This is a genomic window from Streptosporangium sp. G11 (genome assembly GCF_051192615.1).
Classification (GTDB): domain Bacteria; phylum Actinomycetota; class Actinomycetes; order Streptosporangiales; family Streptosporangiaceae; genus Streptosporangium.
The window spans coordinates 1-10,980 of the sequence record NZ_JBPJUQ010000144.1; the positions used below are offsets into that span (position 1 = coordinate 1).

A 10,980-nucleotide genomic window follows, 5' to 3' on the forward strand; every position below is an offset into this window, starting at 1 on the left:
GCGCTGCTGGCGGTGCTGCTGTCGATCTGCTCGGAGGCCGACGCGTTCGTGGCCGCCTCGATGACCGCGTTCTCCCCCACCGCCAAACTCGCCTTCTTGGTGGTCGGCCCGATGGTCGACCTCAAACTGATCGCGCTGCAGACCGGCACGTTCGGCAAGTCCTTCGCCCTCAGGTTCGTCCCGGTGACCTTCACCCTCGCCGTCGTGGTGAGCGTCGTGTTCGGCTGGCTGTTGCTGTGAGGCTCCTCGCCCCATCGCCCCTCTCGCTCCGCGCCCCCGGGCACGCCGACAGCTCGGCCTCGGGCCCCGGCATGATGGAAGGAATTCGCGCCCCCCGATGAACCGTGTGACCCAGAACCTCCTCCTGACCCTGCTGGGCTGCGCCGTGCTGCGCATCTCGGCGTTCTCCACGACCTACCTCAACTACGTCAAGCCCGGCTTCCGGCCGTTCCTGATCGGCGCCGGGGTGGTGCTGGTGATTCTCGGGGTCATCGGGCTGCTCCAGGCGTTCCAGACGAAGGAGAGCCCGGTCCACGACGAACCAGGTGACCAATCGGGCGGCCACGACCACTCACCCGCCGACGAACACTCGCATGATCACGACCAGTCCGACGGGAACGGGCACGACCACGCGCACGGCGGCCCCCGGGTCGCGTGGCTGCTGTGCCTGCCGGTGTTCGCGATCTTCCTGATCGCGCCGCCCGCGCTGGGCTCGTTCGCCGCCTCCCGCGACGACACCCCGCCGCCCCGCGACCAGACCCTGAGCTCCTTCACCCCGCTGGCCGCCACCGGCCCCGTGGAGATGACCATCGGCGACTTCATCGGCCGGGCCTGGGAGGACGACAAGAAATCCCTCACCGGCCGCGAGGTCAAACTCACCGGCTTCGTCACACCGGCGAAGAAGAAGGGCCAGTGGTACGTCACCCGCATGCAGATCGCCTGCTGCGCCGCCGACGCCTTCCCCCTGAAGGTCGCCGTCAGAGGACTGCAGGAACCTCCCGCCGACACCTGGGTCGAGGTCACCGGCACCTGGATCCCGCAGACCTTCGGCACAATGCCCAACGGGGTCATCTATCCCCAGATGACCGGCAAGAGCCTCACCAGGGTCGAGGCCCCCGACGAGCAGTACGAGTAACGCCGGAGAGTAGATACGTGCTCGGGCTCACCTTCCCGAGCAGTGTGTCAGCCATCAAGCGACACGACGTCTTCAGGTCTCAGCGGACCACCGGCAGACGCCGGTGGTCCGCGACCGTTTCCGGCCGGTCCGGGATAGTCCAATCGACCAGGTCAGTGGCGATCGGGCCGGACGTGGAACGACGCCACCTGGACCGATCGGTGATCCCGGTCGGCCCGGCGCGTCAGCACCCCCGCCCGACGAGCCCAGGCGCAGCTCAGCAGCACGCGGTGAGTACGACAGGCGCCATGGCAGTTCCGTGGACCTCGATGATCAAATTGGTTTGCCAGGCGTGTCAGATCGGCCGAGGGCCGACCGTACGGAGACCTGCGGGACGTAGCAGCCCGTCTCGGCGGATGCCCTCATCGGTCATCACCAGGACGGTCTCGACGCGCGTTCAAGGGGAATCTGACAAGTCAGCTTGACGGCACGGCGAATGGCCTGCGGTTCGGCGATGCGCTGCTTGCACGCGGTCGGCCAGGCTTTCTCACCGTCAGCCGTGCCAAGCCAGAAACCACGGTCTGGCGACAACCCGCCGCGATCTCGCGGCCGACCGTCCCGCTTCTTTGAGCAGATCGTCGCGGAGCGTGCAGTAGACGCAGTCGTCGGTGATCTCCACAGCCCTCTCCTCGGTGTGCGACGGGAAGACCCCGTTGCGCACCTGACCTGCGTCGAAGCTGATCTCGCTCATGTCATTGTCGATCACCCCACGCACACTTCCTCACGGCTGCGAGGAGGCGGTTGAGCAGCGTGGCCATGCCCGCGTCCAGGAACCCGGACGGCACTGTCGCGGAGAGACACGCGGCCCGATGGCGAGCGTCACCCTCTCGTTTCGCCAATGAAAATGATTATCGCTATCATGGCTTCACCCGTTCCCTTCCAGGAGTGAAGACGCTTGGCCAGAAACGACGTACGACCGGTGATCAAGCTGCGATCGACGGCGGGCACCGGCTACACCTACGTGACCCGCAAGAACCGCCGCAACGACCCCGACCGGCTCACCCTGCGCAAGTACGACCCGACCATCCGCCGACACGTGGTGTTCCGAGAGGACCGATAGCCGGTGAGGAAAGACATCCACCCCGACTACCACCCCGTGGTATTCCGAGACCCGAGCGCGAACTTCGCCTTCCTGACCCGCTTCACCGTCACGAGCGGCAAGACGATCGAGTGGGAGGACGGCAAGACCTATCCCTTGGTCGACGTCGACGTCTCCTCGGCCAGCCACCCCTTCTACACCGGCCGCAGCCGAGTGCTCGACACCGCGGGCCGGGTCGAGCGGTTCAACCAGCGCTACGGCAGGGCCTGACCCTCGAATCCCGCGGAAAAGGAGAGCGCATGTCCGCCCACTGCCAGCTCACCGGCGTCAAGCCGGTGTTCGGCAACAACGTCTCCCACTCCCACCGGCGCACCCGCCGCCGGTGGAACCCCAACATCCAGTCCCGGCGCTACTGGCTGCCCGCCGAGGGCCGCTTCGTACGGCTGACACTCAGCGCCAGAGCCGTCAAGACCATCGACAAGATCGGCATCGAGGCCGCCGTGGCCCGCATCCGCACCCGGGGAGAACGGATCTGATGGCGAAGAAAAGCAAGATCGCGGCCAACGAGCGGCGCAAACTCGTCGTCATCCGCCACGCGGAGCGCCGGGCCGAGCTCAAGGAGATCATCCGCACCGGTTCCCCCGACGAGCGAGCCCAGGCCGTCCGCGCGCTGAGCCGCCAGCCGCGCGACGCCAGCGCCACCCGGGTGCGCAACCGCGACGCCACCGACGGCCGTCCCCGCGGCCACCTGCGCAAATTCGGGCTCTCCCGGATCCGCTTCCGCGAACTGGCCCACCGCGGCGAACTGCCCGGCGTCACCAAATCCAGCTGGTAAGGAGCACACAATGGCCGTCCCCAAACGCAAGACCTCCCGCAGCAACACCCGCCACCGCCGCTCACAGTGGAAGGCCACCGCACCCGACCTCGTCCCGATCACCGTCGGCGGGCGCGAGCTGCTGGTGCCACGCCGGCTCATCCGCGCCTACCAGCGCGGCCTCCTCACCCCCTGAGACCGGCCCGCGCCCTCCCACCCGCACCACGAAAGGAGCTGTCATGTCCGTCCCCGTCGTCATCGTCTCGGGACTGCATCCCGCACCGCGCTCGGCCCTGGTGGACCGCCTGCTCGCCGAGCACCCCGGATCGGTGGCGATCCACCACGACCTGCGACAGGTGAGCACCGGCCGCGTGCAACGCGTCGCGCGCGACACGACGGGGACACTGGACCTTCAGGAGATACGACTCGCGCACGGCTGCGTCACCTGCACCGTGCGCGAGGACCTCATCCCCCAGCTGCTGTCGCGGGCGGGCTCGGCGCCGCTGCTCATCGTGGAGCTGTGGGACTCGGTCGAGCCCAGGACCGTCGCCGAGGCCCTGGCCTGGCACGAGGACACCGCGCACCGCCTGCGCCTGACCGGCGTGCTGACCGCGCTGGACGCGGCACGCACGACCGAGGACATCTGCTGCGACGAGACCCTGGCCGCCCACGGCAAACACGCGGCGGCCGACGACATGCGCTATCTGGCCGAGGTGCTGGCCCGCCAGATCGAGTACGCCACCACCATCGTCGTGTCCGGCGCCGACGAGGAGGACGTCGAGCTCGCCCGCGCCGTGCTGGGACATCTGGCCCCCACCACCCCGACCGACGTCCTGAACTCGGTCCTGCCGCCGGTCACCGGCGCGGGAATCGATGTGGAGATGCTCGGGGCCCGCATCGACCCCGCGACCGCCCGGCTGCCCTGCGACGCACAGACCGGGGAGATCTCCACCGTGGTCTGGCACCGGCTGCGCCCGCTGCACCCCCAGCGGCTGTTCGACGCCGTCGACGAGCTGGTCACCGAGACCGTCCGCAGCCGCGGCCGGTTCTGGCTGGCCAATCGGCACGAACGCCTGCTCGCCTGGGACGCCGTCGCGGGCGTCGTCAGCGTCGAGGACGCCGGCCCCTGGCTGGTCACCCTGCCCGAGGCCGCCTGGGAGATGGAGAGCCCCGCCCGGCGCATGGCCGCCACCCTCGACTGGACCCCCCAGCTCGGCGACCGCGTCCAGCACCTCGCCTTCACCGGCCCCGACCTGGACCGCGACCGCATCCTTCGGCTCCTGGACTCCTGCCTGCTCACCGAGGCCGAGACCCTGGCCGGCTCCGACGTCTGGGCCGGATACCCCGACCCGTTCGCCTTTGTCCTCGACCTCGACCTGAAGGAGGCCTCCAGATGAAATCCGGTCGTGTGGCCCGCAAGAAGGCCAACCCGCTTCACGGCGTGGGTTATATCGACTACAAGGACACCGACCTGCTGCGCAGATTCATCTCCGACCGCGGCAAGATCCGCAGTCGCCGCGTCACCGGAGTCACCGTCCAGCAGCAGCGCCGGCTAGCCACCGCGATCAAGAACGCCCGCGAGATGGCCCTGCTCCCCTACGCCTCCATCTCGCGATCTCGCTGACAAGCCGGGAACAGGCCGGGCAGACGGCCTCGGACTGGTCTGCCGAACCCTGTGGTAGATCAGCCGAGGCCACGACGGACACCCGATAATCTGGACCCGCAATTGAGCAAGGGCCGGCTCAGCCCGAAGCCGCGCGAAAATCCGTGCCCCCACGTTTTTTCCGAGAACGGGGCCGGTGTGACGCGCCACGCTGAAACCGACCGTCATCCAGTGCGAGCGATTTTCCAAAGCCTGCCGGCCGGGTACGCCCATGAGCTTTCCGCTGATCTCCTCTCCTACCAGGAACACCTCGCCCACGGCACACCGGTCGGCCTGGTCCTGAACTATCACAACCTCAACCACGCGCTGGAGATCCCGAGCCTGACGGCCCAGGGCGGCCGAGCTCGCTCACACGTCGTGGTGTGGGGAGGCGACCTGCTGCAGGCGCTGCATCGCGAGTACGCCTTCGCGCACGGCCACCCCCGCAACGGCAAGATCCAGAAGGTCAAGGACGAGCTTGTCGCCGTGAATTTCTGTGACCCGCAGATGGCGGACCTGCTGTGGCGGGGCGCCTGGCCGGGCGGCGTCGCCGAACTCGCGCACCTCAACGGCGCCACCGCCGGCGATGACTGCCGCCTGATGTACCAGCATCTGCGTCGTCTCCTCCAGCGGCCCCGGCGCGCTGCAGGCAGTAGCCGACCGGCTGCCTCGTGCTTCTGTCTTCCCCGTCGGTGCGCCGCCGTCCTTCGTCATGGCCGCCGCGCCGTCGGCGGACACCCTCGCCGAGCGCGAAGGCTGGAAATTCAGCCGCGGTCGTTTCACCCCGACCGGCGTCTCCCGGCGCCCCCGTAGGACTTCCCGTCCTGTCCAGGAGCCGATCGCTGATCCCGAAGCCTTGAGCGTGTTCACCGGGTTGGACCTCGAAGGCGCCACCGATGCCGTTCGGGCGGCCACGCAGCGGCGGGAACAGGGCAAGCTGCGCCGCTACCTGCTGGGGCACCGCACGAGCGCCGCGTGCAGCCTGTGCGGCAGGACGCTTCCGGTCTCCTACCTGCACGTGGCCCACATCAAGCGACGCGAAGACGCCGATGAGGCCGAGCGCCGCGACCCGGCGATCGTGATGCTCGCCTGTGTCCTGGGCTGCGACGCGCTCTTCGAGCGGGGCGAGGTGTATGTGGACGAGCACGGGATGATTCGTGCTCGCCCTGCCCCGGCCGGATCGTCGACTGATCTTCCTGCCGCGCTCAAAGCGCTGGAGGGCCTGCGCTGCGCGGCGCATTCACCGCTCTCGGAGCGCTACTTCCACGCTCATCGGCACCGTCACGGACACAGCGCCGATCACAGCGCTGATCTCGGTCAATGACCCTCTCGTCGAAGCCGGGTTCGCGCCGGACCCGATGGGGCGAGGTGGTCGCCTCAACGGATGCTTGCCGAGACGCGTTCGTGATCAAGAACCGGCAGGATTTCTCTTCCCATACCGGGCCGAAGGGAATTTTTTGTGCAGCGAGTGATCGCGGGTATCGCCGCGGCCACGGTCATCATGTCCGTGACCGCCTCCCCTGCCCACGCCGTCCCAGCTGCTCACGTGGTCGCCGCCGATCCGGTCACCGCGCTGAAGCGTCAGTTCGTCGCGGGCATCGGGGTGCGGTTCACCGATGTCAGCACTTTGATCGAGTTCGTCGGCAACACCTCCTTCCTCAAGCGCACCGGCTCTTTTCAGTTCGGCCCGGCCGGGATGGTTGCCTCCGACGTCACCGCGACGCTCAACGATGAGGCGATCCCGCGGATCCCCATCAGCTTGGTGGGGATGCTGCGCAGCAAGGACCGGACGATCAGGATCGGCACCACCAGCTACTACTCCGGTGGCCCCTGGGCGGCGCCGAAGGGCAAGACCTGGCTCAAGCACCCGCACGGCATGAGCGCCGGCTGGGGCGGCTGGTGCAGCCAGCTGGTGAACGTGGCCGAGGCGGCGACCTTGAAAGCCCTGATCACCAGAGGCAAGCGGACCGGGCGCACCTACGCGGGCGCGATCAGCTTCGGCGCGCTGGAGAAGGTCTCCCCGTGGCTGCGCAACGCCACCATGGTCAAAATGTCCGCGGACACCAAGGCCGCGGTGCTGCGTTTCAGGCTCACGGTGGGCGCCGACCAGCTTCCCCAGCGACTGGTCACCGACTATCCGGCCAGCACGCACGGCGGGGTGGCCGCCGGAGAGGAAGGCAGACGCATCAGCGTGGAGACCAACTACACCGGCTGGGGCAACCGGGTGAACATCAAGGCGCCCCCGGCGAGCGAGGTAGCGGTCATCAAAAGAGCGCGCCTCGGCTAAGCCGCAATAGCGCCCACCCCATCAAGAATCCAGGCCGGCGTCCCATTGGTGCTGCCGCCCCACATCGCTCTCGCAATATCAGAAGTTGATTCGCCGGGCTAAGCGTAGTCCAGGACCGCGATATCAGAAGCTAGTCCTGCGATTAGCTTCTGATATCGGGAGATATCAGAAGCTCTGGTGGGAGGGCGGCGTCGGCGCGTTGATCGGGCCCAAAGTCCCGAGGCCACGTTCAGGCCAAGTCCGTTCGGGGGTCGGCCAGGATACGACGGAAACCGGCAACCAGTGATCTTGAGTTGAACTTGCCGCAGGTGAGGTGCTGGGGCGGATCGGCGTCGGCTGCCCGACCAGGGACAGCGATGCGCAAACGCAGCCGGAGGTCCGATCTTGTGTCACCGTTCGCAGTGGACTTCTTCGCGTACCCGCTCAGATCGGTCAACGGCGCACCCGATAGCGCAGGTGAAGCACCCGGTTGCCCTGAATCACCACGTCAGGATCCTCCAACAGGTGCTGCGCGTCGACCGACCCGAAGTAGCGCTTGCCGGACCCGAACACCACGGGTACGACGTCCATGCGCACCTCGTCGACCAGACCCGCGGCAAGCACCTGGCCACCGACGTCGCCAGCGGCGACCTCGACCAAGCGGTCACCCGCAAGCTCCTGCGCCTTGGCCACGGCTGCCTCGACGCCGTCGACGAAGTGAAACGGCGCCTCGGGGTCCCAGCCCTCGGGCATCGGCCGGTGCGTCACGACGACCACGTGGTCGATCCCGCTCGGAGGCTTCCCGTCCCAGCCGTCCGTGATGTCGAAGACGTGGCGGCCGGCGATTGTCACCCCGATCTGGTCCCAGTACGTCCGGGTGTAGTCGTAGGAGGTCTGCGACACCTTCAGCTCGCCGCTCTCGTCCAACGGGACGTCACCGCTGGACAACCAGTCGAACAGCGGTCCGGGCTGGTCATTCTCGTCCGCGACGAAGCCGTCCACCGACACCGAGCTGTACATGACCACCTTGCCCACGGGGCTCTCCTCTGCTTTGGGGTGCCCTCAAATTAGCGTGTCGTGAGCTGTCGCTCTTGTAAGAAATCAATCGGCCGGCAGCGGCCAGCCGTCCAGCGCGTGGCCGGGATGTTCGCGCAGGAACCGCCGCCGGACTTCGACGTACCGGGTCGGCGTGAGCCCGGTGAACGCCCGGAACTCGTGGCCGAAGTGGGCCTGGTCGAAGTAGCCTGCGCCACCGGCGAGGTCGCCCCAGTCGATCGGTCCGGCGGGGTTGATCGCGAACACGGTGGCGGTGAAGCGGTAGGTGCGCGCCAGCCGCTTCGGCGTGACGCCGATGAGCTCCTTGAACCGCTGTGCCAGATGAGTGCTGCTGACACCGGCTGCCACGCTCAGGTCGCCGATCGCCACCGCCCCGCCGGCCGCCGCGATGACGCTGCTCGTATGGCGGACCAGCCCCAGGCCGGCGGTCTCGCACAGCCGTCGCATTAGCTCCTCCTCGAGCAGCGTCAGCATCTCGTACGGCCCGGCCGCCGTGGCCAGCCGGTCTCGCAGCTCGGCAATGGCGGGCCGGCCCCAAACCTGCTCCACCGTCACCGGCCGGTCACACAGCTCGGCCGCGGGCATCGGCAGGAACGGCGCCAGCCCCCACGGCTTGAAGTGCACGCCGACTGACCGGGTCTCCGGCGGATAGCCGAACTCGAAGGCGCGGGTGGGCATGGTGACCACGCAGCCGTCGGCGTACTCGGCCGTTTCGATGTCGGTGCCGGCGCGGATGCGGAACGGCGCCCCGAGGTTGACGATGAACAGGGCCGACGGACTCGGTGGCAGCGTCAGCCGGGCGTACGGCGGCGCACCCTCCAGGTAGTAGAGGTCGTCGATCAGCCCGTCCAGCGGCGGTCGCGGCACTCTGGACACGTACTCCACGCCCACAGTATCGCCGACGCCCCGCCGGCATCGAGCGACGGGATGGTCCAGCCGCGCTGCCACCGGAACGGGCGAGCGTCCGGCGTTACGCAGTCGGCAGGCCGGTGAGGTCCAGGCGCCGGTCGGTGCGCAGCTGGATCTCACCGTAGGGGGTCATGTTGGTGTGGAACAGCGGCGTGAGCCCGCGCCGGTCGGCGTCGGTCAGGACGTTCTCCCACTCGGGTAGGGCGAGGGTGTCCTGGATCATCAGCGTGTTGATCAGACCGAGGGCCGACTGGAGAATGTGCAGGCACAACATCCCCAGCTCCTGCTCTTCGCGCCGGTTGGAGGCGAGCTCTCCGCGCTTGCCGAACTTGATGTAGTCGCCTGCGCCGTTGTAGTTCTCCACCACGTTCAGCCCGGATTCGGTCTCCCGCTGAAGATCGCGGTCGCGAGGCCAGCGGGCCAGGAAGACGGTGCGCTGGGCGCGGCCGACCTCCAGCATCGCGGCGTAGGCGGGGTGGGTGGTCTCGCTGGTGAACCGGCGTGGCAGGGCCTCGGTGGAGGCGGTCCGCAGCCGGATCGCGGTGGCGTACTTCATCATGATGTCGTAGTTGTTGGTGATGATGTCCCACCGGATCGGCCTGGTCAGCGCGGGTGCGAGCAACGGGTAGGAGGAGTCCTCGCCCCGGCCGGGCACATACAGCTTCATCTTGTTGATCTGCTTGAACCGGGCGACCAGGTCGAAGTCCAGCAGCAGGGTGATCCCGAACCCGACGAACGAGGCGCCGTGGGAGTCGACGAAGTTCTGCTCGATCTCCATGTCGGTGCCGTGCCGCATCGCGCCCTCGACCATGGCGTGTACCTCGGACGCGGAGCAGGAGATCAGCTGGGAGTGGACGGCCATGGACCCGCCGGTTTCGACCGTCCAGTAGATCAGCACGCCGCGCTTGGCCCTGGGGTAGCGGGAGTGCCACTCGGTGAAGATGTTCTGATCGAAGGCTGAGAAGTGAGTGGAGTCCGAGGCGACCGCGGTCGTGCCCTCGCCCCACAGGGCGGCCTGCCGGACGGCGAAGGCCGCGTTGGCGATCACCCGGGCGACCTCGCGGCAGGCCTCGACGGTCAGGTAGCGGCGGCGCGCGTAGCGAAGGTCGTCCTCGGTGTGGGGATGGTCGCCGGCGGTGACCGCGCGGATCCCGGTCCCCGTCCCGTAGGCGTAGATCAGCAGCAGGAGCCGTTCAAACAGCACCGCCGCGTCCAGGTGGTTCTGCGTCCCGGCCGGGGTGAAGACGTTCAGGCAGCCCGTCCGCAGGGCGGTCTCGGTCAGCATGTCCATCAGCGGGACGACGCCCCACCGGTCCCGGATCGCCGCCTTCAGCCGGCGCAGGTTGCGCGGTTCCGGGGCCGCGTCCAGCGGGGTGAGATGGATCGCCCCGGCGTTGCGCCGTTCGGCGATCTTCAACCAGGCCAGGCCCTTCCCGGCCAGGGCGTCGTTCAGCGCCGTCAGTTCGGCGTCCATCTCGCCCCGGAGCTGGTCGACGAACGCCTGCGGATCCAGCGGTTTGCGGAGTTTGGCGTAGTTCTCGGCCCGCCTGTCCTCGAAGTCCTTCGGCAGGTCGTCGTCGGGGTCGCGCCACCGGTCGGCGCCGACCACCCAGATCTCCTTGCACCGCAGTTTCTCCCGTAGCGTCTGAAAGACGCCGCACTCGTACACGGTGCGCAGGATCCGCTGCCGCTTCGTGCTGTCGGCCCGGTACATCAACTCCACCAACTCGGCCGGGACGATCCCCTCCACGGGTACGTTCTCACCGAGCGCATAGCACTTGATCCGGTTGGACTGCTCGGCCTTGTACCGCTTGATCAAGGTGAGGGCCTGCACCATCGGCGCGTGCACGGTGTTCGTCGACCCGAACTCCAGCACCTCCAGAATCTGGATCAACCCCGTACGGTAGTGATTGGTGTAGGAGGCCTTGAACACTCGCTGCTTGTGCTGCCGGTAAGAGGTGCCCTTCGCCTTGTACTCTTGCAGCAACTGGGCCGGCGTCCTGGACGCGGGCCCGCCAGGAGGCCAGAACCTTCGGGGCGACGTCGGCGAACAGGTCGTCCGGGAGGCCGACCTTGCGGA

At 68.1% G+C, this 10,980-nt stretch carries 16 protein-coding genes; 12 read left to right on the forward strand and 4 right to left on the reverse strand.

What is annotated here, in order from left to right:
- Both ACSDR0_RS47345 and ACSDR0_RS47350 read left to right on the forward strand, forming a co-directional pair.
- Positions 1–240 (forward strand): permease (locus ACSDR0_RS47345; protein WP_435295554.1); only part of this gene is annotated, 240 nt, incomplete at its 5' end.
- 97 nt (positions 241–337) lie between these two features.
- Positions 338–1,135, forward strand: coding sequence for a TIGR03943 family putative permease subunit (locus ACSDR0_RS47350; RefSeq protein WP_435295555.1), 798 nt, complete (start codon positions 338–340; stop codon positions 1,133–1,135).
- A 532-nt stretch (positions 1,136–1,667) separates the two neighbouring features.
- Here ACSDR0_RS47350 and ACSDR0_RS47355 read toward each other — a convergent pair.
- Positions 1,668–1,880, reverse strand: a complete 213-nt coding sequence (locus ACSDR0_RS47355; RefSeq protein ID WP_435295556.1) for a hypothetical protein — start codon at positions 1,878–1,880, stop codon at positions 1,668–1,670.
- Between the two features lie 189 nt (positions 1,881–2,069).
- Here ACSDR0_RS47355 and rpmG point away from each other — a divergent pair, with 189 nt between their 5' ends.
- From rpmG to ACSDR0_RS47405, 10 genes are all read left to right on the forward strand, one after another.
- Positions 2,070–2,234, forward strand: a complete 165-nt coding sequence (rpmG, locus tag ACSDR0_RS47360) for a 50S ribosomal protein L33 (RefSeq protein ID WP_435295557.1) — start codon at positions 2,070–2,072, stop codon at positions 2,232–2,234.
- 3 nt (positions 2,235–2,237) lie between these two features.
- Positions 2,238–2,483: a type B 50S ribosomal protein L31 gene (locus tag ACSDR0_RS47365; protein WP_435295558.1), complete on the forward strand. Its 246-nt coding sequence runs from the start codon at positions 2,238–2,240 to the stop codon at positions 2,481–2,483.
- Between the two features lie 29 nt (positions 2,484–2,512).
- A complete protein-coding gene (gene rpmB / locus ACSDR0_RS47370) occupies positions 2,513–2,749 on the forward strand; it encodes a 50S ribosomal protein L28 (protein WP_435295559.1) in 237 nt (78 codons plus the stop codon).
- Entirely contained in the window at positions 2,749–3,048 is a 300-nt protein-coding gene (gene rpsN / locus ACSDR0_RS47375; RefSeq protein ID WP_435295560.1) for a 30S ribosomal protein S14, read from the forward strand. The genes rpmB and rpsN overlap by 1 nt, the downstream gene beginning before the upstream one ends.
- A 10-nt stretch (positions 3,049–3,058) precedes the next feature.
- A complete protein-coding gene (rpmF, locus tag ACSDR0_RS47380; protein ID WP_435295561.1) occupies positions 3,059–3,223 on the forward strand; it encodes a 50S ribosomal protein L32 in 165 nt (54 codons plus the stop codon).
- A 43-nt stretch (positions 3,224–3,266) separates the two neighbouring features.
- Complete coding sequence (locus ACSDR0_RS47385) at positions 3,267–4,424, forward strand: CobW family GTP-binding protein (protein WP_435295562.1); 1,158 nt, start codon at positions 3,267–3,269, stop codon at positions 4,422–4,424.
- Entirely contained in the window at positions 4,421–4,651 is a 231-nt protein-coding gene (rpsR, locus tag ACSDR0_RS47390) for a 30S ribosomal protein S18 (RefSeq protein ID WP_435295563.1), read from the forward strand. Before ACSDR0_RS47385 ends, rpsR begins: the two co-directional genes overlap by 4 nt.
- 102 nt (positions 4,652–4,753) lie before the next feature.
- On the forward strand, positions 4,754–5,482 hold the full coding sequence (locus ACSDR0_RS47395) for a hypothetical protein (protein WP_435295564.1): 729 nt from the start codon (positions 4,754–4,756) through the stop codon (positions 5,480–5,482).
- 43 nt (positions 5,483–5,525) lie between these two features.
- On the forward strand, positions 5,526–5,993 hold the full coding sequence (locus tag ACSDR0_RS47400; protein ID WP_435295565.1) for a hypothetical protein: 468 nt from the start codon (positions 5,526–5,528) through the stop codon (positions 5,991–5,993).
- A gap of 135 nt (positions 5,994–6,128) precedes the next feature.
- Positions 6,129–6,956 carry a hypothetical protein gene (locus ACSDR0_RS47405; RefSeq protein WP_435295566.1) on the forward strand — a complete coding sequence of 276 codons (828 nt, stop codon included), beginning with the start codon at positions 6,129–6,131 and terminating at the stop codon, positions 6,954–6,956.
- A 432-nt stretch (positions 6,957–7,388) separates the two neighbouring features.
- On the opposite strand, the gene ACSDR0_RS47410 is transcribed toward ACSDR0_RS47405, so the two are convergent.
- From ACSDR0_RS47410 to ACSDR0_RS47420, 3 genes are all read right to left on the reverse strand, one after another.
- The gene (locus ACSDR0_RS47410) at positions 7,389–7,970 is read right to left on the reverse strand and encodes a dihydrofolate reductase family protein (protein WP_435295567.1); all 582 of its coding nucleotides are present in this window, start codon (positions 7,968–7,970) and stop codon (positions 7,389–7,391) included.
- Between the two features lie 66 nt (positions 7,971–8,036).
- Positions 8,037–8,876, reverse strand: a complete 840-nt coding sequence (locus ACSDR0_RS47415; protein WP_435295568.1) for a helix-turn-helix domain-containing protein — start codon at positions 8,874–8,876, stop codon at positions 8,037–8,039.
- An 85-nt stretch (positions 8,877–8,961) separates the two neighbouring features.
- Positions 8,962–10,980: transposase (locus ACSDR0_RS47420; protein ID WP_435295569.1), on the reverse strand; the 2,019-nt coding region annotated here is incomplete at its 5' end.

Bases quoted from the DNA above. Each gene is read 5' to 3' on its own strand.
- ACSDR0_RS47385 (WP_435295562.1), top strand. From the start codon at position 3,267: ATGTCCGTCCCCGTCGTCATCGTCTCGGGACTGCATCCCGCACCGCGC.
- rpsN (WP_435295560.1), top strand. From the start codon at position 2,749: ATGGCGAAGAAAAGCAAGATCGCGGCCAACGAGCGGCGCAAACTCGTC.
- rpmB (WP_435295559.1), top strand. From the start codon at position 2,513: ATGTCCGCCCACTGCCAGCTCACCGGCGTCAAGCCGGTGTTCGGCAAC.
- ACSDR0_RS47350 (WP_435295555.1), top strand. From the start codon at position 338: ATGAACCGTGTGACCCAGAACCTCCTCCTGACCCTGCTGGGCTGCGCC.
- rpmF (WP_435295561.1), top strand. From the start codon at position 3,059: ATGGCCGTCCCCAAACGCAAGACCTCCCGCAGCAACACCCGCCACCGC.
- rpsR (WP_435295563.1), top strand. From the start codon at position 4,421: ATGAAATCCGGTCGTGTGGCCCGCAAGAAGGCCAACCCGCTTCACGGC.